The organism is Pseudozobellia sp. WGM2 (genome assembly GCF_017810075.1).
Lineage (GTDB): Bacteria > Bacteroidota > Bacteroidia > Flavobacteriales > Flavobacteriaceae > JADNYK01.
The window spans coordinates 83016-107062 of the sequence record NZ_JADNYK010000007.1 but is presented as its reverse complement, the minus strand read 5'-3'; the positions used below and the strand labels follow the sequence as shown (position 1 = coordinate 107062).

The following is a 24047-nucleotide window of genomic DNA, read 5'->3' as shown; positions in this document are numbered from 1 at the left end:
TAGGTAGAGCAAAGATAACTAAAAGAAAGCCTGACGTCGATTAGGAAATTAGTTTGACCAACTGGTCTTCTAATTGACTTATTTGGGTCTTTATTTTTTGATGGTTATTCGTTTGAGCTGAAGAAAAGCTCAACCCATCGGTAGAGAGCATTTTATTTACCTCAAATATTGTTGCGGCTAGATGAATATTAAAGTTTCTGGCCAATTCATACTTTCTGCACCCAGGGATACTATAATATTTTTTTTCAAATTTTTCTTTCAAACGATACAGTTTGACTGCGAATTTCTTAAGACTATGGTCTTGATAAAAATGTTGTTTAGAATTGTTGTCGAAACTTGGTACTGTTGAAGCCATTTCTCATTTTTTTAGATTGTGGCGTTGGGGTGCTAAAGCGCTACAAAAGTTAAAATAGTAGTTTTTTGTACCTTCAAGAACGGAAATAGTTCAGATGTTATTGTTTTTTTTTCGACGAAGTGTTAAGTCTATCTTGTAAAATGTTTAGATAGCTTGTAATTAGTTGATGGAAAATAGTAAGCATTTAAACGATTTGATAGTAGTTGCTGGGTTCGTTCAAAAAACCGCAATTTTTTAAGTACATTAGATTCCTTTTATGAAAAACATGAAATCTTTTATGTAATTCATAAGTGTATATTTCACACTATTGAAATATTTATTCTATATTTAGTCCAAAATTAGAAATGTTTTGCAGAAACCTTTTCAGATAAACAGGGCCTATAAAGAGGTTCAACAGATAACTGTTGCAGTCGATTGTCTCATTTTTGGTTTTAATGAGGGTAAACTAGAGTTATTATTGGTTCGTCGTGGCTTTGAGCCTGAGCGAGACCGCTTCTCACTAATTGGCGGTTTTGTGCATAACGAAGAAGGCCTTGATGAGGCAGCGCATCGTGTACTTAGTGAACTTACCGGCCTTGAAGATGTGTATATGGAGCAGGTTCGAACTTTTGGGAAGGCGAATCGAGATCCTTATGAACGTGTTCTGTCGGTTACGTATAGTGCGCTGGTTTTAAAAGAGAACTATAATGATGAACTGGTCAATAGTTACAAAGCTGAATGGTTTCCTATAGATAACCTTCCAGAGTTGATTTTCGATCACAAAGATATGATCGAATCGGCTATGAGACGTTTACGCCGCCGTATCAAAACAGGCCCCGTTGGCTTCAACTTGTTGCCCGAAAAGTTCACGCTTCCACAACTTCAGAAGCTCTATGAGGCCATTTTGGGAGAAGAAATCGATAAACGCAACTTTCGTAAAAAACTCCATGCTATGGATTTTCTCATCAGGCTAGAAGAAAAGGACAAATCAGAATCAAAGAAAGGAGCGTTTCTGTATCGCTTTGATGAGGATAAATATAATGGCGTAAAGAATTTTAGTATCTAACCTAGATAGAATATACACTCTAATCATAAATCAATAGTATTGAATACATATAGCTTAGGCTTAGATTTCGGATCTGACTCTGTACGGGCACTTCTGGTGAATACGGCTACAGGTGAAGAATTAGCTACGTCGGTACATTATTACAAGAGATGGAAAACAGGCATGTACTGTGATCCATCGAAAAATCGCTTCCGCCAGCATCCTTTGGACTATATCGAAGGCATCGAAGCCACCATTAAAGAAATAGTAGCCCAAGTGGGCCCAAAAATAGCGGATAATATTGTTGGTATAGGGGTGGATACTACAGGGTCAACACCTGTTGCCGTTGATGCTACTGGCACACCTCTAGCTTTATTGCAAGAATTTGAGGAAAACCCCAATGCGATGTTCGTGCTGTGGAAGGACCATACAGGAATCAAGGAGGCGGAGGAGATAAATGCACTTTGTAGTGAATGGGAGGTAGATTATTCGAAATACGAAGGCGGAATTTATTCATCGGAATGGTTTTGGTCTAAAATTTTGCACGTATCCCGTCAAGACGAAAAGGTGTTGAAGGCGGCCTATTCTTGGGTTGAACATTGCGATTGGGTCCCTTTTTTGTTGACAGGAGGGTCCGATGTTTCTAACATGAAGAGAAGTCGTTGTGCAGCAGGGCACAAAGCACTTTGGCACCCTGAATTCGATGGTCTTCCGCCCAACGATTTTTTTGTGGCGCTAGATCCTGTTTTAGATGGACTAAGAGATCGTCTGTTCTCGCAGACCTATACATCCGATGAACTTGCAGGTACAATTAGCCAAGAATGGGCTGATAAACTGGGGCTGCCGAATGATGTGAAGGTAGCCGTAGGGGCTTTTGATGCGCATATGGGCGCCGTTGGTGCTAAGACCGAACCTTATTTTTTAACCAAAATAATGGGTACGTCTACATGCGACATTTTGGTAGCCCCAATGGAAGGTGAAGAAAAATTGGTAAAAGGTATTTGCGGACAGGTAAATGGTTCTGTTATTCCCGGTATGTTGGGGCTTGAAGCAGGTCAATCTGCATTTGGCGATATCTATGCCTGGTTCGAAAGAGTACTGGCCTGGCCCATTAGAGAACTTCTGAATAGTTCTAACCTAATTGACAAATCGACCAAAGAGAAATTAATCGAAGAGGCGATGGATAAATTGATTCCTGAACTGAGTAAAGCTGCAGCTCGAGAACCGATAGGTGCATCTGGGGAGTTGGCTTTGGATTGGATGAACGGAAGAAGGACACCTGATGCCAATCAAAATTTAAAGGGGGTTATTGCCGGAATTAATCTAGGTAGTGATTCTCCGAAAATATTCCGAGCCCTAGTCGAGGCTTCCTGTTTTGGGGCAAAAAAGATTGTTGACCGATTTTTATCCGAAGGCATTCCCATAAAAGGAGTAATCGCTTTGGGCGGGGTAGCTAAAAAATCGCCCTTTATCATGCAGATGATGGCCGATGTACTGAATATGCCCATAAAGGTGGTTTCATCTGAACAAGCTTGCGCTCTAGGTGCTGCAATTTTTGGTGCAGTAGCCGCAAAAACATACGATAACGTACCCGACGCGATGGTTCAAATGGGTAGTGCTTTCTCATCGGTCTATGAACCAAATCAGGAAGATGTGGGCGAATACGATAAAATTTATCAAAGGTATAATGAACTGTGCGAAACGATGGAGGCGCATATAATGAACGAGGTTAGAACCGATGGATAGATTCAGAGCATTAAGAGAAGAGGCTTACGAAGCGAATATGAGGTTGCCAGAACTAGGCTTGGTGCTCTTTACCTTCGGTAATGCCAGTGCCGTTGATCGCAACGAAGCGGTCTTTGCCATTAAACCTAGTGGAGTACCTTATGCCGACCTTAAAGTGAATGATATGGTCATCTGCGATTTCGAGGGCAAAGCCGTAGAGGGTAAAATGCGGCCTTCATCAGACACTAAAACCCATGCTGTACTTTACAAAGAATGGAGCGAAATCGGTGGAATTGTACATACGCATTCGACCTATGGTACGGCTTGGGCTCAAGCTATTAAAGACATACCCATTTTCGGAACCACGCACGCAGATCATTTGACTTCCGATATTCCATGCGCGCCGCCTATGAAAGATGAATACATTCAGGGCGATTATGAGCATATGACGGGTTACCAAATTATAGATTGTTTGAAAGAACGAGGTCTTGACCATAACGAAGTCGAAATGATTTTGGTGGGTAATCATGCTCCATTTACTTGGGGTAAAAGTGCTGCAAAAGCCGTGTATAATAGTGCGGTTTGTGAAGAAGTAGCTAAAATGGCCCAATTGACCCTACAAATTAATCCGAATGCGAATACGCTGAAAGAGGCTTTAAAAAAGAAACATTTTGAGCGTAAGCATGGGGGAAACTCCTACTACGGTCAAGAACAATAACCTTCTAAACAACCAACGAAATATACTATTATGAAAGGATTGGATACGCTTGATTGGGTCGTTATTTCTCTATATTTTTTAGTGCTTTTAGGCGTGGCCTGGTGGGTCATCAAACAAAAGCAAAAGAATACCGAAGACTACTTTCTGGCCGGTAGAAACATAGGCTGGTTCGTGGTCGGGGCATCTATTTTCGCTTCGAATATTGGTTCTGAGCATGTAGTAGGACTTGCCGGTAACGGGGCTGGTGACAAAATGCCTTTGCTCATTTATGAGCTTCACGCCTGGTTAGTACTTATGTTAGGGTGGGTATTTTTGCCTTTCTATGCGCGTAGTGGTGTTTTTACTATGCCCGAATTTCTTGAAAAGCGCTTTGATGCTCGGTCAAGATGGGTGCTTTCGATTGTTTCGTTGATAGCTTATATTTTGACCAAGGTTTCCGTGACCATTTATGCCGGTGGTGTCGTAGTATCGGCCTTAATGGGCATTCCATTTTGGATAGGAGCGGTTGCTACCGTGGTACTCACAGGGCTATATACAGTTTTAGGTGGAATGCGGGCCGTAGTATATACCGAGACTATTCAAGCTATCGTATTGGTTCTTGGAGCAGGTATTTTAACCTACCTTGGTTTAGATGCCGTAGGGGGATGGGGTGAATTGAAAGAAACGGTCGGTGCCGATTATTTTAATATGTGGCGCCCGAACTCAGACCCCGATTATCCGTGGTTACCCTTATTCATAACGAGTACGGTAGTGGGTATTTGGTACTGGTGTACCGATCAGGTCATTGTGCAAAGGGTACTGACGGCCAAAAATATCAAAGAAGGGAGAAGAGGTAGTATTTTCGGAGCTCTTTTAAAACTAATGCCGATTTTCTTGTTCCTTATTCCTGGCGTAGTTGCCTTAGGTCTCAAAATGCAAGGAAAACTGGACTGGGATAGTCCTGATGAGGCTTTTCCCGTATTGATGAGTAATCTGATGCCATCCGGGCTAAGAGGTTTGGTAGCTGCCGGATTGTTGGCTGCTTTGATGAGTTCATTGGCTTCGGTATTCAATTCATGCTCAACGCTATTTACCCTTGATATTTATAAAAAGTTGAAACCTGAAAAGCCAGAAGAAGAATTGGTGAAAACAGGGCGTATAGCTACTTTTTTCGTAGTAGGTCTCGGTCTTTTATGGATCCCCATTATAACGACCTTATCCGACGGATTATACGAATACCTTCAGAATGTACAGGCCTATATCTCACCACCTATTGCTGCCGTTTTCCTACTAGGTATCTTTTATAAGCGAATTAATGCTAACGGGGCGATTGCCACATTGGTTGGTGGTTTTATCATCGGTTTTTCGAAGTTGACCTTAGAGATTTTAAAGTCTAGTTTTGCCACTGATAGTTTAATATTCAAGATTGCCGACATTAATTGGTTGGTTTTTGGGGCATACTTTTTTGCCATGTGCATCGCCATTGCGGTTGTGGTAAGCATGTTTTACCCTGCACCTTCGAAAGCTCAGCTGGCCGGTTTGACCTTCGGTAGCGTAACCAGCGAGCAAAAGGCAGAAGATAAATTGAGCTATAATATTTGGGACATAATCACATCGGTTGTCGTTTTATTGATCGTAGTGTACATTATGATTTCCTTTAGTACATTAACATTGTAACCTACACAGAAACTTAAGAATGATACATATTGCAGATAACGAAGTTTGGTTCGTTACGGGAAGCCAACACCTTTATGGTCCGGAAACTTTGGCACAAGTAGCCGAGAATTCCAGTGAAATTGCGAAACATTTTGAGAATGATAGTTCTATACCCGTAAAGGTGGTTTGTAAACCAACGGTGAAAACGGCCGATGAAATTCATTCACTATGTAAAGAGGCCAATAATGCTATAAATTGCGTAGGGCTAATCACTTGGATGCATACGTTCTCGCCTTCAAAAATGTGGATAGCAGGCCTGAATGCACTTCAGAAACCTTTCTTGCATTTACATACCCAATTCAATCGTGATCTACCTTGGGGAACCATTGATATGGATTATATGAACCTTCATCAATCTGCACATGGCGGTCGTGAATTTGGCTTTATGGCCTCTCGATTGCGAATGAATAGAAAAGTAGTTGTAGGCCATTGGCAAGATAGTAAGGTGATAGAAAAGATTGCCGCTTGGTGTCGGGTGGTCAGTGCGGTTGCCGATTCCAAAAAAATGAAAGTGGCCCGTTTTGGAGATAATATGAGACAGGTTGCCGTAACCGATGGTAACAAAGTCTCTGCCCAGATAAAATTTGGCTATGAGGTTAATGGCTACGGAGTGGGTGATTTAGTGAAATATATTGACGGAATAACGGATCAAGAAATTCAAGTACTTCTAGAAGAGTATGAAGCTACTTATACCATCGCATCTAAAATCAAATCTGACGGAAATATGCGCTCATCGCTTAAAGATGCGGCGCGAATAGAATTGGGCATGAGAGCCTTTTTAGTAGATGGTGGTTATACGGCCTTTACCGATACTTTTGAAGATTTACATGGTATAAAACAATTACCTGGCATAGCTACCCAAAGACTGATGGCCAGTGGATATGGTTTTGGTGGCGAAGGCGATTGGAAAACTGCCGCTTTAGTACGTACGATGAAGGTTATGGGTGTTGGCTTAGATGGGGGTAATAGCTTTATGGAAGACTATACCTATCATTTCGACCCTTCAAACTCCAGTTGCCTAGGTTCACACATGTTAGAAATATGTCCTTCTATTGCCCAGGGTGAGGTGAAATGTGAAATACATCCTTTAGGAATTGGAGGAAAAGAGGATCCGGTTCGATTAGTGTTCAATGGAGGTGCAGGTGATGCCTTGAATGCTTCGATCGTAGATATGGGCAACCGTTTTAGAATGCTCGTGAACAAAGTAGAGGCACTGCCTCTAGAACATGATATGCCCAAACTTCCCGTGGCTAGAGTATTATGGGATCCCAAACCTGATTTGCAAACGGCCGCTGCCGCTTGGATTTATGGAGGAGGAGCACATCATACTTGTTATAGTCAGAATATTTCAGCGGAATCTCTAGAGGATTATGCAGAAATTATGGATATTGAGTTTCTGCTAATAGACGAGAAAACAGACCTTTATCGGTTTAAGCAAGAACTTAGGTGGAACGATGCTGCGTATGTAATCAATAAAGGGTTCAGATAGTATTCAACTTATTGTTTTACGCTAATCTTGACCGCTTCACAACTCTTTAAATCAGAGTTGAGTATGATTTTTTTGGAAGTACTGCCGTCGGTAATTTCAATAGAGACTGTATTTGGGGGCGATTTACCGAGGTTATGGGCGTAGAGAAATAAGTCGTTGGGTTTGCCTTTTTCAAGGGTGCAGGTAACCTGCTTTCTTCGATACGTAAGTAGATGCTTTGATATCACCGTTTTTCCGTTGAGGTATATAGAAACAATATCATCGTCTTGTCGGCCATGGTCCCAAACTTCGATGGTGATGTCTTCATTTTCGAAAACAACTTCTTCTACATAAGAAATGTTTCTACCATCAAATTGGGTAACAGGTTCTATTGTTTTTTCACTTGGTGCCTTCACTCCTGCAGGCTTTTCTCTATTTCTCGCTTCGTAAGCGGCTTTTCGTGCATCTGCTTCCGGATTGCGGATTGAAAAATAGGATGTGGCATATTTTGCAATCTGGTATTTGTTATCGGGAAACAGCTCGATACCGACGACCTGATAAGAATCTCCAGTACTTATGTTTTTGGCTAAAACAATATCATCTGCACTGAATGAGTTCTTAAAGGTTCCTAGTTCTTGAACCACCATATCGTTCAGCGCCAAAAAGAAACGTATCGATTTCTCAGATGCTATATTAATGGTCTCCCATTCTATCTTGGCAGGCTCAGAGATGGTCCAAACTGTAGATGAGTTGGGGTAGGTAACTTCAATTTTGGTCTTTTTATTAAGGGTGTCATTAAATACTTGATAATGAACGTCAGAAATATGAAAAGTATGTGAGGCTTCCAAACTACTATGGGCAAAGGAAGTCAAACTTAAAAAGAGTAATAATATGGTAATGAAGGTATGTTTCACTTTGATTCTATTTTCCTTTCAAACAACTTAGGTTTTATGGATGTCGTTTAACGAGAAATTCAATTATAGTACACTGTATAACGACATTTGGGATTAAATGTTGGAATAAAAGATAACATTTTTTCCTTTTAGTAAATGATCAGCGTTTGAACGATTGAGTTCTTAACTATCCAAAAAGTGTGCCTAAGGCCTTAAATTTTACTAATTTGTAACTTTTGGTATGAATATCTATTCTTCAATAATGCTGATTTTATAGGCTATGCACAAAGAGCTACTACTTGATTCTCACAGGCGAATTTTACCGCACATCCATAGAACCCCCATATTTTCATCAAGGCTTATTAATAAAATTGTGAACGCTGATATCGTTTTTAAATGTGAAAATTTTCAACGTGGAGGGTCTTTTAAAGCTAGAGGTGCCACCAATGCCATACTCTCTCTGACCGAAGAGCAAAAGAGTCAGGGCGTAGTAACACACTCTTCCGGTAATTTTGCGCAGGCACTGTCTTTGGCTGCAGGTAGAATAGGGGTCAAAGCCTATATCGTAATGCCATCGACGGCACCTCTGGTAAAGAAAGATGCAGTATTGGAATATGGGGGCGAGATTATTGAATGTAAACCTACATTGTCGGCGCGTGAGAATGAAGCACATCGCATAGTGGAAGAGAAGGGAGCTACGTTCATACATCCTTCCAATGATATGGATGTTATTATAGGACAAGGAACCGCTTGTCTAGAATTATTGGAAGAAGAACCGGGCCTTGATTATGTGGTGGCCCCAGTGGGCGGTGGCGGACTAATTGGAGGCACTTCATTAGCGGCCTATTATTTTGGCAATGGTTGTAAGGTGGTCGGGGGAGAGCCGATGGAAGTCGATGACGCGTATCGTTCGCTTCAAAGTGGATATATAGAATCAAATGAAACTACGGATACCATTGCGGACGGACTCAAAACTCAGTTGGGCGATAAGAACTTTCCAATTATTCAAAAGTATGTTGAGCGTATCGTTCTGGTGACGGAACCACAAATTATTGAAGCCATGCATTTGGTATGGGAACGCATGAAGATAGTTGTCGAACCGTCAAGTGCGGTAGCTTTGGCTGCTGTTTTAAAGGATAAGCCTAGGTTTGAAAAGCAAAAAGTAGGAGTTGTACTATCTGGAGGGAACGTCGATTTTAAAGCGGTGGGACGATTTCAGTGATTGCTAGATTATAAGACATGTATTTTCATCTTTAAAAGTACTTTTCCTTACACATAATCCTTATTTTTAGAACAATAACAAAATCGAACATTATTATGGGATCACGAAGAAATTTTATTGAAAAGTTGACCGTTTCGGCTGTTGGCGTGCCAATTTTATATCATAGTTCTAATCTTTTTGCAGCTCCGGAAGTTCCCTACGAAGGGCCCATACTGAAAGTGGCCATTATGGGTTTGGGCAGTTATGGTACACGAGTGGCCGAGGCCATGAAAGATTGTAAAAGAGCTAAACTGGTCGGCGTCATTAGTGGTACCCCTTCTAAGATTAAAGATTGGCAATCGAAATACGGTATCCCAAAAAAGAACTGTTATAATTATGAGAATTTCGATGCGATAAAAGATAATGCCGATATCGATGCGGTATATGTTATTACTCCTAACGGATTGCATAAAGACCAATCGATAAGAGTTGCAAAAGCTGGCAAACATGTTATTTGCGAAAAGCCCATGGCTATTAATGCGGAAGAAGGGCAGGCCATGGTCGATGCGTGTAAAGCCGCGAATGTAAAACTGTTGATAGGTTATCGTATGCATTACGAGCCCAAGACGGTCGAAGTAATAAAAATGCGTAAAAATGGGGAGTTCGGTAAGGTGAAATTTTTTCAAGGGCAATCAGGGTTTACCATCGGCGACCCAACTCAATGGCGATTAGATAAAAAATTGGCAGGTGGTGGTGCTATGATGGACATCGGTATTTATTCCATTAATGGGGCTCGTTATATGCTAGGTGAAGAACCCATTTGGGTTACGGCACAAGAAACCAAAACCGATCCTGTCAAGTTTGAAGAAGGTGTCGATGAGACTATTCAATTTCAATTGGGTTTCCCCAGTGGGGCTGTGGCGAACTGCCTATCTACCTATAATATGAGCAACTTAGACCGGTTTTTCATGACGGGTTCCGATGGTTGGGTAGAAATGAAGCCATCTACGGGTTATGGTCCAATTAAAGGGCGTACCCATAAAGGTGAACTTGACCAACCTCATATAACACACCAGACCTTACAGATGGACGGTATGGCCCAACTTATTTTTGAAGGTGTACAGCCTATAGTGCCTTTAGATGGGGAAGAAGGTGTAAAAGACATGAAAATTATCGACGCTATATATAAGGCCGTAGAGACGGGCGATAAGCAAAACATCAATCTTTAAAATAAAATTTTCAGCCAGCCCGATTAGATGAAAGCTCAACGGATTTGACTTGTAATTATTTTTTCAAATGATTTGTCGACTCTTAGAAGCACGACTTTGCTGATTTCATTTGGATACAAGTTTGGCATGTAAACCATTTTAAAGAAACGTACGAATTACGTTGATGAGACCACCTGTCGACCAATTGAAAAAAGAAACCCCGTCAACAAAAGTTGACGGGGTTTCTAATAAAGGGCCGTTTGGTTAATAGCCGTTATTGTCGGTACCTAAACTCGGATTTCTCTGAAGTTCAGGGCCTGGTAAGGGCAACAACATATGTTTACTTTCAATTTGTTTTCCGTTTTCGGTGGTGTGGCCTACGGCACTCACAAAAGAAATACTACCAGGGGCATTGGAAACTGGGAACTGACCGGTACGCACGATATCGAACCAGTTTCTAAATTCAAAGACCAATTCTCTGTGTCTCTCTTTCCATACTTCTTCTACAAAAGCGGTAGCTCCCAAACCTGAAAGTTCAGAGGTGATAGTGGCCGCATCTGTATTCCAGTATGCCCTGCCTCTAACTTGAGCCAAATAATCTACCGCATCTGCATTTACACCACTGCTCATGGCGATAGCTTCGGCAGCGATCAATAAAACATCTGCATAGGTGTATACTGCAAAATCCTTTCCAGATCTAGCGGTTTCAAAAATGGCGGTATCATCATGCCAGAAGAAAGGGGCCGTTTCAAAGGTTTGCCCTGTTGGTACATAGGTGCTGTGAAAAAACTGTCTTTCTTGAGCTCTTAAATCTTCCGTTGGGTCGTAGAAATCCAAGAACTGGCTTGATGGCTGATAGGCTCCGTTGGTAATGTCATACAAAACCTCAGATGCCAAGGCAACAGGGTATGAGTAACGCGCATATACCGCTGTGCCGATTTCAGGGTCATATTCCTTGATATAGATGTCTTCACTAGTAGAGGCATCGCCTTTTCTCAATTTGTTGTAGGCAGAATTCTCAAAATCTACGGCACCCTCTACCTGATCATGTTGTACCAAGGCGTAAGATCCGTATTCACCATTGATGATATCTTGAGCTAATGTAGCTGCATCAGCATACCTATCGGCATTTAAAGGATTTCCGCTCATGGTCAGGTATACATCGGCCAAAAGGGTGGCAACGGCACCGGCAGTTATTCTTTTTCCGTTGTCTACCATATTGGTCTTAGGTAGATTCCCTTGATTTAGCGCTTCCGTAAGGTCTGCTTCGATCAACGCATAGATATCTGCAATGGAACTTTTTTCCAGATAGAGGTCTTCCAAAGATTCGTAAGGCTCTGTAGTTAAAGGAACGGGACCAAACCATCTTACCAAGTAGTAATACGAGAAAGCTCTAAAGAACTTGGCTTCTGCCAATAATTGGTTTCTTTGTGCATCTGTAAGTTCCGGTGTTTCCGGAATGTACTTAATGGCATTGTTCGCCCTTGAAATACCTAAATACAGTTCTCTCCAACGGTCTTGCAAATAGGTGCCGATATTATCGCCGTTTAGCGTCAATTGTTGGGTATTGCTCACGTGTAGTTCTTGACCGGCATATTCATTGGTAAAAAAACCGCTCATATAGGCACCCAGCATCAAAGGGGTACCGCTATATACTCCGCCATCGGTCATTTGAGGAGCTCCGTTTCTATATAATGAATTAACGGCACTAAATGCTTGGTCAGGTTCTGAAAAGAACTGATCGGAACTCAATTCGCTTAGCGGTTCTTCCTCAAGGAAATCGTCACAAGACCCCAAAAATACGAGTCCTATTAAACAAGCTATATATTTAATTTTCATGATATTTTTTTTTAAGCATTAAAATTTAAGGCTACATCCCAAGGTGAACGTTCTTGGTTTTGGGTACTGGAAGAAGAAAATGTTCTGTCCCCATTGGTTATCTTCCCAAGATGATGCTTCAGGGTCATATCCCTGAAAATCTTTAGAGTGTATCACGAATGCATTTTCGACACTGGCGTAAACCCTAAGAGTGTTGAGGCCGATGATATCTAAAAATTGCTCATCGAAACTATATCCTAAAGAGAAAAGATTACCTCTTATGTAAGAACCATCAACCACCCATCTGCTATCTACCTGACTGTTCTGACCGGCATATGCTTGGTTTCTAATTTCTTGAACCATAGTGTTCTGGTTGTTCTCCGTCCACCCGTCGTAAAGAATGGTAGCCAAACCATTGGCAATACCGGAACGGTCTTCGGTAGAGTGGTAGAACTGTTGCATGATTTCAACACCTGCTACGAACTGAATATCGGCAGTCAAGTCAAAATTCTTGTACCTGAAGTTGTTGATAAAGCTTCCTGTAACATCAGGTAAACCTTTGCCAAGAATCTTCTTGTCCGCAGAACGCTTGGCTTCTCCGGGAACGGCACCAACGGCAGCAGCTTCGGCCACTTCATCGGTACCCCAAGTACCCAATCTTTCGTATCCGTAGAAAGAGCTCAAAGACTCTCCTACGCGAAGTATGGTCTGGCTACCCGATACCCAAAATGGACCAGGTTCAATGTCCTCATCGTTTTCGCCTAAGCTTTCAATGGTGTTTTTGTTGTAGTTCATGTTGAAGGAAGAATCCCATCCAAAATCCTCACCACGAACAATATCTCCAGTAATCATTGCCTCGATACCTTTGTTAGATACAGAACCAATGTTATCTCTTACAGACGTAAAGCCTGTGGTATAAGGAACCGGTCTATCTAATAAAAGGTCTTTGGTCAACTTGTCATAATAATCGAACTCTAAACTTAAACGGTGGTTAAAGGCCGATAAATCGATACCAATATCAAACTGGCTTGTTTTTTCCCATTCTAAACCAGGGTTTGCCAATCTGTTAACTGAGCTTGAACTCACACGACTGCCATTTAGCAATACAGTTCCTGCCGATACCGTTGCCAAAGAACTGTAAGGTGTAATTTCAGTGTTTCCGGTGATACCATAGCTACCGCGTAGTTTCAGACGGTCTATGAATTCTACATCTTGCATGAACTCTTCTTCACTAATGTTCCAGCCCGCACCTATTGAAGGGAAGAAGCCGTACTTATTATCTTTACCAAAACGGGAAGAACCATCGGCCCTAGCAGTAAGGGTAATCAGGTATTTGTCATCAAAGGTATAACCGGCTCTTACAAAATAGGAATTAAGCGCCCATTCTTCTGTAGCAGATTCCGGTGCATTTGGGTTGCTTGCAGAACCAATGTTGTTGTATTTGAAAAAGTCATCGCTAAATCCTCTAGCGTAGATATTAGAAGACTCGTATTGGCGTTCTTGCCAGCTTAGACCTAACATTGCGTTAACTCTATGCTTGTCAAAATCTTGTGTATAGGTCAGGTAATTTTCCTGTTGCCAGTAAGTACTTTTTTCGTTGAAAATTCTACCGAAGCCATCAGGAGCTGAAATATTTACCAAATCTCTTGGAGAATATTCCTTCTTGTTACGGATGTTCTTGTCAAAACCGAACTGACTTCTAAGTTCTAGACCTGGAAGAATATTGAAGTTCACGTAAAAATTACCGAACATCTGGTTTCTTTCCCACTTGCGTTCTTGAGTTTCCAGAACATGTACTGGGTTGGCCATAGATTCCAAATTATAGGCATCGGAAATCATTTGGCTATTGCTCCAAGTTCCATCAGGGAATTTTACCGGGAAGATAGGAGGCATCTCGATCATAGTTCTACGTGGCAATTGGCCACCGCCACCTTCTTCAAATTCTGTGTCTTTTACATCATTGACCATAAGGTTTACACCAATTTTCAGCCAATCTTTTGGGGTTACGTCATAGGCAATCTTACCGCTGATACGGTCTAATTTGTTGTTCAGCATAATACCTTCTACATGTGAGTAGTTCAAGAACACACCTACTGAAGAATTCTCATTTCCTTGCTGAACCGAAAGTTGGTGGTTGGTAGAGAAGGCGGTTCTTGTAGCCTCATCCTGCCAATCTGTATCATACAACGGATTTCCGTTTTCATCGAACAATCGACGGTCGTTGGTAGTGAATACCGGAGCTGGCGAATCTGGACGGTATTTTGGAGTGTTCTCCATACCGGTTCTAACGACTTCTAGCCATTCATCGGCATTTAACAGATCCATTTTCTTGCGGATGCTACCAACGCTGATAAATCCGTCATAACCAATGGTTACCTTTCCATCTTGACCACCTCTTTTGGTCGTAATCAAAACAACACCATTGGCACCACGGGCACCATAGATAGAAGCAGAGGAAGCATCTTTAAGAACTTCCATGCGCTCAATATCATTAGGGTTTATGAATTTGATGTCATCCATAACAACCCCATCAACCACATATAGAGGGTCTGATGACGAGTTGATGGTACCTACACCCCTGATAACAATTCTTGGGGAGCCTGTGGGAGAACCAGAGTTCAAAAACACGTTTACACCAGCAACCTTACCCCGCATGCCCTGTAATGCATTATTCACGGGGGCTTTTAAAAGGTCTTCGCTGCTTACGGCGCTAACGGCACCGGTAAGGTCTGATTTTCTTTGTGTACCATAACCTACAACTACAACTTCTTCAAGTGCATCAACATTTTCCTCTAAAGTTACGTTGATGGTCTGTTGGTCGTTGACAGGAACCTCTTTCGAGGTGAAGCCTATATAGCTGAAAGAAAGCACATCACCGGCATCGGCCATAATACTATAATTTCCGTCAAAATCGGTAGCCGTTCCTTTGGATGTACCCTTGACAACAACGCTGACACCAGGTATAGGTGTACCGGCATTATCACTAACCGTACCCTGAACCGTGAACTGAACATTGCTCTGAATTAGCTCATTGATTTTTTGTGGACTCAAAACCGATGGCATATTGCTAATTTGCGCGTTGAGCAGATTTTCGATTTTCTCCTTTATTTCCGGATTGTCTTTCGGAAACAGGATAATTTGGTCTCGAACAAAGCTGTAATCAATATTAGAATTGGCAAAAAGTGCTTCCAGTACCTCGTTAACGTTCTTGTCTTCAACGCTCAATGACTGTTTTTTATATACATCTATAATGCTGTTGTTGTAGAAAAAACTATAGTCGCTTTTGCGTTCAATTTCGTTGAGAATCTTTTTTAACCTTACGTTATTCACTTCTAACGAAATGCTCTGAGCCTTGATTTCTGAGGCAAATAACTTGCCTAATGTAAAGACCAATAATATGACGTAGATTTTCATTATCCTAATAATAGGGATCTTTGAAAAAAAATGATCCTTTTTTTCCATAATTTTGAATAGTTTAAGTTGTTTAATTACTAAGTAGTTAGATGATTATTCAAAGAGGGGAGTGTTGCAGCACTTTCCTCTTCTTTTTAGTTTTTATTTCTTCATATATAGTGTGATTTTGTTATCGTTCAGTTTATATTTTATAGGTGATGATACCTCAAAAAGGGCCATAATTTGTTCTATGCTCAAGTTGTCGAAAGAACCGGTATATTCATAATTCATGATTTCTGGAGACTCTACTGAGATAGAAACCTGATATTTTCTTTTTAAATCACCAATTACTTCTCTGATGGGCGTTTCATCGTAAATGAGCTTGCCTTGTCGCCAAGCCGTAAGATTACTGGTCTGTACCTTCTCGATTATAATTTTATCTTCATTTTTAACATAGGTAGCCCTTTGAGAGGGGTTAAGAACTACGGTCTTATTATCTTTTTCTTCTATGACCCGAACTTTACCCGATACCAGGGTGGTCTCTATATTTTGATCTTCAGGATACGATTTAACATTGAAGGTAGTGCCAAGAACATGAATTTTCATGCCATTCTCAGTGTTGACTACAAAGGGTCTATCTGAATTATGAGCGATGTCAAAAAAAGCTTCACCCTGAAGACTGACCTCTCTTATTTCTTTCGAAAATGTTTGAGGGTATATGAGCGAAGTATTGGCATTGAGCATAATTTTAGACCCATCAGAAAGTTCAATTGTTCTAAATTCCCCAATAGAGGTTTCTGTCATCACGATTGTCGATTCTGATACCTCTGTAGTGGCTTGTTCACCATTAAAAAGAAGAGACAAAGAGACGAGAATGGTCACTAGAGCTGCAGCACCTATTATTTTGTAAATAGTAGCGCGTCTGTTCAAATTATATTTTGAATAATTAGGGTCTGATTCTCTTAGAAGCTGAGCTACATGTCGGGCTTTTAAATAGTTATATCGCCGTTGCTGCTTAGGGTTTTTAATCAACCATTTGATAACCTCTTTCTTTCTTTTATCTGAAAGCCGGCCTTCTACCAATGCTGTGATATCCCTCTTGTTCATTTAATTTGTGGTGCAGTGTTTCTATCAAGACGAAAAAATGGTAAACTCCCCCTAGTCGAGATAAGAAATTTTAGATGAAAAGTATAGGTAAGTATTCTTTTAGAACCGTTTTAAGTTCTCTTAAGGCCCTTGAAATATGGTTTTCAACGGTTTTAGGTGAAATTTTCAATTGTTCTGAAATTTCTTTGTGCCCAAGTCCGTCCAACCTACTTTTCACAAATACATTCTTACATTTTTCAGGTAAGTGTTTAACGGCACTATCAACCAAAGTTTGAAGTTCTTTGGCCATAACGGCAGAAGCCGCATCGTCGGAGAGAGCAGTGTAATTAAGCCAATGTTCTTGTTGATCGCTTGTAGTTTCTTTTGAAAGTCTATTCTTATGTGAACGCAAGTAATCTAAGCAGGCATTTCGTGTCATTCGATAGATATAGCCTGTAAGATTAGAGGTTACGGTAATATTTTCCTTTTTCTCCCAAAGTTTTATAAGTACATCATGAACAATTTCTTCGGCATCTTCCCTTGAATTTACGTAACTATTGGCTATGGTAAACAATTTGGGCTTGTAGAAATTATACATCGTGTTGAAATCATCTTCACCATCAAAGAAGGCCGGCGATTTTGATTTAACAGTCTGTGAATTTTCTGGCATGATATTTTTTGGAATCGAAACAATTATAGCCAGCAATTTACAAATTCTTAATGATTGGGCATATGATTTTATTTTTGTTTGTATGCTATCTTCCCGTTTGTTCATTAATTGCGAAGACTAATCTTACAATTCGGACTTAAATCCAAGATATTCTCAAATGAAATTTTTAGTGTAAAAAATACATTTATAAATTTTTAGTGTATTTTCGTAAAATCGAATAACAAAGAATAATCTGTACCGACCATGAGCACAAAGTGTTTTTTTCTTTTTTTTGGAGTATTGGCAATATTAACATCTTGCGCCGAAAACCAATCTTCACAAGACCATACCGCCTATCTTTTCACCTACTTTACGGGTAATGGCGAAGGTGAAGAGGCCATACGCTATGCTTTAAGTCGTGATGGTTTCAATTATTATGCGCTAAATAATGACCAGCCCATAATTGCATCTGGTGAAATAAGTGAAACCGGAGGTGTTCGCGATCCACATATTCTTAGGGGAAACGACGGCTATTTTTATATGACGGTAACCGATTTGTTGACCAAAAATGGGTGGAGTAATACCAAAATAGTCTTAATGCGGTCGAAAGATTTGATTTCTTGGAAATCGCACGTGATCAACATACCAGAACGTTTTGCCTCATTTTCAGAAATTACCCGCGCCTGGGCCCCACAAACATTTTACGATGAAAAGGCCGATAAATTAATGGTGTACTTTTCAATGCTTGAGCCTGGTAGTTATGATAAAATCTACTACAGCTACGCCAATGAAGATTTTTCTGATCTAGCTACTGAGCCTAAACAGCTTTTCTTTAGTCCTGATGAAAAAGCCTGTATCGATGGAGACATTATTTTAAAGGATGGTACTTACCATTTGTTCTATAAGACGGAAGGCACTGATGATAAAGGAATAAAAGTAGCTACCTCCAAAAATTTAACCGAAGGCTACGAGTCATTAGCGGGCAATGTCGACCAGACAGATAAGGCTGTCGAAGGGTCGGGGGTTTTTAAGTTGTTAGATGATGACACCTATATCTTATTGTATGATATGTATATGGATGGTCGTTATCAATTTGCCAAAAGTACCGACCTGACAAACTTTGAAGCTTTAGGGGCTGATGTTGTTTCTATGGATTTTCACCCCCGACACGGCACTGTAATTACAATTTCTGAGGCGGAAGCTGCTCGATTGGTAAAAGCATTTCCCTCTAGAGACCTGCCACTTGTCTTGGGTGCTGAAGCGACAGAAATTAAAACACATAATATTTATAGCAATAGAGAAAAGCAAGAGCTCTATATTCCGGTACAACCGGGAACTAACATTGAGGCATTAAAACCGAAGTTGGTGCTTTTTCCGGGAGTAAAGCAAGCAGAATCTAAAAATAACGTTTCGAGTTCCGTTAGCTTAGAATTGCCAAATGAGGAAATGGCAGAATACAGTATAAAGATTTCTGAGGATCATAACCCGGTATTGGAAGGCTATTATGCCGACCCCGAAATTGTTTTTTCCCATACAGATAATAAATTCTATCTCTACCCTACCAGTGATGGATTCGATAGTTGGTCAGGTACTTATTTTAAAACTTTTTCTTCCTCTGATTTAGTCAACTGGAACGATGAAGGTGTTATTTTAGATTTAAATAACGATGTTTCTTGGGCCGACAGAAATGCATGGGCACCATGTATTGCCGAGAAGAAAACCGAAAATGGGTATAAGTACTATTACTATTATACCGCTGCACAAAATATTGGGGTTGCCGTGGCTGATAATCCTGCTGGTCCGTTCAAAGATTTGGGTCATGCTTTTGTCGATTATAAAACAAAGGAGGCTAAGGGCGGTCAAGTAATCGACCCTGATGTTTTTACCGACCCCGTAAGCGGAAAGTCTTATTTTTATTATGGTAATGGATTTATGGCCGCTGCCGAATTAAATGATGATATGGTTTCGCTTAAAAAGGAAACCTTGACAGACCTTACGCCAGAAGATGGTACCTTCAGAGAAGGTACCGAGGTTTTTTATAGAAATGGAACCTATTATTTCATGTGGTCGGAAGATGATACCCGTAGTCCCAATTACCGGGTTCGATATGCAACATCAAATTCTCCAATGGGGCCATTGAGCATTCCTAAAGAAAATTTGGTCATAGAAAAAGATTCGAAAAAAGAAATTTATGGTACTGGGCACAACTCGGTAATCAATGTGCCCGGTACAGATGATTGGTATATTGTGTACCATCGTTTTACGAGACCAAAGGGAATTACTATGGGTAGCCCGGCAGGTTTTCATCGAGAGGTGTGTATAGACGAGTTAGAATTCAATGCGGATGGTTCTATGAAAAAAATCAAGCCGACCTTAGAGGGTGTCGATCCCGTAAGTCTCGGTAATTTATAAACTCTTGTGAAAACCAAAATTCTATTCGAAAGCTTAGTGTCTTGACGAAGATTCTCTAACAATCAAGTTCGTTTTCAGGGTAATAGTTTCGAAATCGATAGGGTTGTCTTTATCCTCGATTTGTCTTATCAATAAGTTCGTAGCGGCTTCACCCATTTGAAAAGCGCGGTCATTCACCGTGGTAAGATTGGGTTCGATTACCCTAGAAATAGGGTAGTTGCTAAAACCGACCACGGCAATTTGTTCTGGTACCTTATAATTGGCCTTTTGAAATACTTGAATGGCACTAATCGCCGTATAGTCGTTGGAGCAGAAAAGTCCGTCCGGCTTGTTTTTGAGCGCTATCAGTTCTTTGGCACTTGATGCTCCTTCTTCGTAGGTCAAATTTTTGGTTTCAAACACAAGATTTGGGTCGAAAGCAATTTTGTGAGCCTTTAAAGCTGCCTTATACCCCTCGAACCGATCTTTAAAAATAGAAGTATTTTGATTACCTGCAATATGGGCGATTCTTTGACAGCCTTGTTCTATAAGGTGCTCGGTAGCTCGAAATGCAGAACCAAAATCATCAATAATTATCTTGTTGGCCTTTAGTTCAGATGGCACTCGGTCATAGAAAATAATGGGTACACCGAGTTTAATAAATTTTTTAAAGTGTGAATAGTTCTTTGTTTCGTTAGAGATACATACGATAATACCTTCGACCAACCGGTTTTGAAGAATCTTGGTTATTTCCTTTTCACGTTCAAAAGAATCTTTCGATTGAAATATGGTTACGTTATATCCTCTGCTATATGCCAAATCTTCAATTCCACTAATTACCAATGAATGAAAATGCACTTCTAATTTTGGTACGATAATCCCGATGGAATAGGTTCGTTTCTTTCTGAAGCTTGCAGCGATAGTATTAGGGGCGAACCCTAGTTCTTCTGCCTTGCGCTGAACCTTAAGCTTGGTTGCATTGCTGATTGCGGGGTGCCCGGCAATCGCTCTGGAAATAGTCGAGGGTGAAAGCCCCAGTTCTTTTGCTAAATCTTTAAGAGTTATTCTTGAATTGGACATCTTTTAGCAAACGTTTGCAATTTTTATATTATGAATAATTAGGCAAAATAGATGTAATGATAAAAATACCACTGTGATTTAAGCAAAAATAAGAATTATTTGCTCTAATAAACTCTGATATGTTAAAAATTACGTTTCTACTATAAATATTTATGCAAACGTTTGCATAAACCTGTTCCTAAATCTATATTTGATCACAATCAGTTAACAATACAGAAAACTAACCTGTAAATCATTAATTTATGAAGAAACTAAAAAGTGCTGGGAAACTCTACCAAAAAGGGTGTGAAGGGCTTCTCAAAAAAGTACTGCTCCTTTTTATAGCACAACTTTGTTGTTTTGGGCTTCATGCGCAGAGTACATCTATCACCGGTAAAATCACCGATGCCGAAAGCGGAGAGCCTCTTCTTGGTGTCAATATAGTTGAGAAGGGTACTGCTAATGGGGTTGCTTCCGATTTTGATGGTAACTATTCCATTGATGTCGCTAGTGCCAACGCGGTTTTGGTGTTCACTTCTTTGGGGTATCAATCGAAAGAGATATCCGTAGGAAATAATGTGATAGTTGATGTTTCATTAGAGCTGGGGGCTAATCAACTAGATGAGTTTGTAGTTGTTGGCTACGGTAAAAAGAAGAAAAGAAACCTTACGGGGTCGGTAGTTTCGGTTGGTGGTGAAGATATCGACCAGACCAATTTGCAAGACCCGATTTCGATATTGCAGGGTAGGGCCGCGGGGGTTCAAGTGGTGTCGAACTCCGGTGCTCCCGGTGGGGGCATGTCTATAACGGTGAGGGGTAATTCATCGCTGAATTCCGGAAACTCACCTTTATATGTGGTCGACGGGGTGCCTATAGAGTCGAGTTCATTGTCTTCTCTGAATGGAACCGAAAATTTTGGACTAAACCCACTAGCTGATATAAACCCAAATGATATCGAGTCCATCGAAATATTAAAAGATGCGGCATCGACCGCCATATATGGTTCACGTGCGGCCAATGGTGTTGTGATGATTACTACAAAAAGAGGTAAAGAAGGCAAGGGGGTTTTAAATGTCAACTTTACTTCCGGTGTAAGTCAGATTACCAGAAAGTTGAGTGTGTTGAATGCATCTCAATATCGACAGGCAATCATTGATTCTTATAGGAATATGGAGAACCCCGTTGAACCAAACTGGACAATAATCGATTCGCTGAACCCTAAAAACAACGGAGATGTCGATTGGCAAGAAGAACTATTGAGGGTGGCTCCGCAATATAAGGTTGACCTTTCGGTTCAGGGCGGTTCTGAAAATGCCAAATATTCTTGGAGCTCCTCCTTTTCAAATCAAGATGGTATTATATTAAACTCCAATTACAAAAGGGTCACTTCTAGGTTAAATGTCGACTTTAATGTTTCCGATAAACTAACGGTCGGTCAAAGTCTATCATACACCAACGGAACCAACAATAGAATTAATGCGGGTGGTAGTGGTAACCTTAGCGTGGTGAGAGAGTTGTTGATTCGGCCACCATCATACGCCATGTATTTGCCCGACGGTTCGCTTAATGGGTATCAGTTCGGTAAAAGAAACCCTGTGGGGCTTGCCGAATATGCTACTCATCTTAATAAGAGCAATAGAATTATCGGTAACCAGTACGCCGAGTATGAATTCATCGAGGGGCTTAAATTGAGAAGTAATCTAAACTTAGATTTTTTATCGATGAAAGAAGATGAATTTCTTCCTTCGACACTTGATTATAGAGAAGGTTATAATTCCGGAGCTGTTCGGGCCATTACCAATTTAACTTGGGGTAATGAGACTTATTTCAGTTTTGATCGAACTTTTGGCGAGAACCATAATTTTGGGGCTCTTCTCGGTATGAGTTTTCAAGAATGGCAATATGAAAGAACCGGTTTAGACGGTATGTTCTTTCCGAGTGATAACGTAAGAACCTTGAATGCTGCGGGTACTATTTCAAACCAAGATGTGAATATTTTAACCGAACATTCTTTATTGTCTTATTTCGGGAGAATGTCTTACGATTATAGTGGTAGATATCTATTGGAAGTTAACCTTAGGGCCGATGGCTCATCTCGATTCGGAGAAGATAATCGCTTCGGGTATTTTCCTTCTGCTTCAGTCGGATGGAGGTTTTCTGATGAGAAATTTTTACGAGACCAAAATGTACTGGCCGATGGTAAACTTCGTTTCAGTGCAGGTCAAACAGGTAATGAGGCTATAGGAAACTATACCTCACAGGGCGAGTTTTTAGTGGGCACCAATTACTTGGGCTATTCCGGCGCTTCCCCTTCGGTAATGCCTAATTCAGGACTTACTTGGGAAACCACGACCCAATACAATGCTGGCCTAGATTTGGCATTTTTCAACAATAGGGTCGTTCTTAACGCTGATGTGTATTTAAAAGAAACTGATGATCTTTTATACAATGTACCCATTCCCAGAACTACAGGCTTTAATTTCATTACCCAAAATATAGGTAGTATCGAAAATAAGGGTGTTGAGTTGTTGGTGAGTACAAAAAATATGGTGGGCGATTTTACATGGGATACCAGTTTTAATATTAGTAAGAACGAAAATAAGGTCAAAGATCTCCCCGATGAACTTCTGACCAACGGATATATTCAAAATGGGAATTATCATATTTTGCAAGAAGGTTTGCCCATTGGTACATTCTACGGTTGGAAGTTCGAGGGAGTCTACGCCCGAGATGAAGACAACGTTAACGGAATCACCAACGGTGCCTTAGGTAGCGTCTTTAAAGGCGGTGACCCTATATGGAACGATTTAAACGGTGATAACATTATCGACGAAGAAGATAGACAGGTTATCGGCGACGCGCAACCTAACTTCTTTGGGGGTATAACCAACAACTTCGGTTATAAGGGCTTTAGTTTGAACGTGTTCTTTCAATTCTCTTATGGTAACGACATTTATAGCGAAATAAATCACCAGAGAAACTCTGTGGTTCGTTATAACAACCTTTCGACAGATGCATTGAACAGATGGCGACAGCAGGGTGATATTACCGATTTTCCAAGACCGGTACGTGATGACCCTATGCAATCTGATAGTCGGGTACAAAGCAGATGGGTTGAAGACGGTTCATACTTGAAGCTTAAAAACGTCAACCTTCGTTATCGTTTTCCTAATAGGTTGATCGAACCATTGGGCTTAAGTAAGCTAGATGTGTTCGTAACGGCTTCAAACTTGATTACGTGGACCAAGTACACTGGATTCGACCCTGATGTAAACTCGTACAGTGGTCTTCGTGCAGGGGTAGATGAAGGGTCATACCCACAAAGTCGCACGATAATGACAGGACTAAACTTTCAATTTTAAAA

Annotated in this window: 16 protein-coding genes; 9 read left to right on the top strand and 7 right to left on the bottom strand. The window is 40.7% G+C overall.

Annotated features, from left to right (window positions below; genetic code table 11):
• Positions 1-40: 40 nt before the first annotated feature.
• The gene (locus tag IV512_RS15755; protein WP_209405065.1) at positions 41-355 is read right to left on the bottom strand and encodes a hypothetical protein; all 315 of its coding nucleotides are present in this window, start codon (positions 353-355) and stop codon (positions 41-43) included.
• Between the two features lie 349 nt (positions 356-704).
• Between IV512_RS15755 and IV512_RS15750 the strand changes: the two genes are divergently transcribed.
• From IV512_RS15750 to araA, 5 genes are read left to right on the top strand one after another with little or no spacing between them, the layout of a single operon-like run.
• Entirely contained in the window at positions 705-1400 is a 696-nt protein-coding gene (locus IV512_RS15750; RefSeq protein WP_245224873.1) for an NUDIX domain-containing protein, read from the top strand.
• Between the two features lie 39 nt (positions 1401-1439).
• Positions 1440-3125: a ribulokinase gene (locus tag IV512_RS15745; RefSeq protein ID WP_209405063.1), complete on the top strand. Its 1686-nt coding sequence runs from the start codon at positions 1440-1442 to the stop codon at positions 3123-3125.
• Positions 3118-3822: an L-ribulose-5-phosphate 4-epimerase gene (locus IV512_RS15740; protein ID WP_209405061.1), complete on the top strand. Its 705-nt coding sequence runs from the start codon at positions 3118-3120 to the stop codon at positions 3820-3822. Before IV512_RS15745 ends, IV512_RS15740 begins: the two co-directional genes overlap by 8 nt.
• Positions 3823-3852: 30 nt before the next feature.
• Positions 3853-5478 carry a sodium:solute symporter gene (locus IV512_RS15735; protein WP_209405059.1) on the top strand — a complete coding sequence of 542 codons (1626 nt, stop codon included), beginning with the start codon at positions 3853-3855 and terminating at the stop codon, positions 5476-5478.
• 19 nt (positions 5479-5497) lie between these two features.
• Positions 5498-7006, top strand: coding sequence for an L-arabinose isomerase (gene araA, locus IV512_RS15730; protein WP_209405057.1), 1509 nt, complete (start codon positions 5498-5500; stop codon positions 7004-7006).
• Positions 7007-7014: 8 nt separating this feature from the next.
• Here araA and IV512_RS15725 read toward each other — a convergent pair whose 3' ends face one another.
• Positions 7015-7899: a hypothetical protein gene (locus IV512_RS15725; RefSeq protein WP_209405055.1), complete on the bottom strand. Its 885-nt coding sequence runs from the start codon at positions 7897-7899 to the stop codon at positions 7015-7017.
• Between the two features lie 259 nt (positions 7900-8158).
• On the opposite strand from IV512_RS15725, the gene IV512_RS15720 reads away from it, so the two are divergent.
• Both IV512_RS15720 and IV512_RS15715 read left to right on the top strand, forming a co-directional pair.
• Entirely contained in the window at positions 8159-9100 is a 942-nt protein-coding gene (locus IV512_RS15720) for a pyridoxal-phosphate dependent enzyme (protein ID WP_209405053.1), read from the top strand.
• A gap of 95 nt (positions 9101-9195) precedes the next feature.
• Positions 9196-10308: a Gfo/Idh/MocA family protein gene (locus IV512_RS15715; protein ID WP_209405051.1), complete on the top strand. Its 1113-nt coding sequence runs from the start codon at positions 9196-9198 to the stop codon at positions 10306-10308.
• A 243-nt stretch (positions 10309-10551) separates the two neighbouring features.
• Here the strand turns inward: IV512_RS15715 and IV512_RS15710 are convergent, their stop codons facing one another.
• The 4 genes from IV512_RS15710 to IV512_RS15695 form a co-directional block, all read right to left on the bottom strand.
• Positions 10552-12126, bottom strand: coding sequence for a RagB/SusD family nutrient uptake outer membrane protein (locus IV512_RS15710; protein WP_209405049.1), 1575 nt, complete (start codon positions 12124-12126; stop codon positions 10552-10554).
• An 18-nt stretch (positions 12127-12144) separates the two neighbouring features.
• The gene (locus IV512_RS15705) at positions 12145-15519 is read right to left on the bottom strand and encodes a TonB-dependent receptor (protein WP_245224871.1); all 3375 of its coding nucleotides are present in this window, start codon (positions 15517-15519) and stop codon (positions 12145-12147) included.
• A gap of 141 nt (positions 15520-15660) precedes the next feature.
• Positions 15661-16605 carry a FecR family protein gene (locus IV512_RS15700; RefSeq protein ID WP_209405045.1) on the bottom strand — a complete coding sequence of 315 codons (945 nt, stop codon included), beginning with the start codon at positions 16603-16605 and terminating at the stop codon, positions 15661-15663.
• 70 nt (positions 16606-16675) lie between these two features.
• On the bottom strand, positions 16676-17254 hold the full coding sequence (locus IV512_RS15695) for an RNA polymerase sigma-70 factor (RefSeq protein ID WP_209405044.1): 579 nt from the start codon (positions 17252-17254) through the stop codon (positions 16676-16678).
• A 243-nt stretch (positions 17255-17497) separates the two neighbouring features.
• On the opposite strand from IV512_RS15695, the gene IV512_RS15690 reads away from it, so the two are divergent.
• Complete coding sequence (locus tag IV512_RS15690) at positions 17498-19645, top strand: family 43 glycosylhydrolase (RefSeq protein WP_209405042.1); 2148 nt, start codon at positions 17498-17500, stop codon at positions 19643-19645.
• A gap of 33 nt (positions 19646-19678) precedes the next feature.
• Here IV512_RS15690 and IV512_RS15685 read toward each other — a convergent pair whose 3' ends face one another.
• Positions 19679-20704 (bottom strand): LacI family DNA-binding transcriptional regulator, encoded by a 1026-nt coding sequence (locus tag IV512_RS15685; RefSeq protein WP_209405040.1) that lies wholly within the window; start codon positions 20702-20704, stop codon positions 19679-19681.
• Positions 20705-20946: 242 nt separating this feature from the next.
• On the opposite strand from IV512_RS15685, the gene IV512_RS15680 reads away from it, so the two are divergent.
• Positions 20947-24045 (top strand): TonB-dependent receptor, encoded by a 3099-nt coding sequence (locus IV512_RS15680; protein ID WP_209405038.1) that lies wholly within the window; start codon positions 20947-20949, stop codon positions 24043-24045.
• Positions 24046-24047 lie beyond the last annotated feature (2 nt).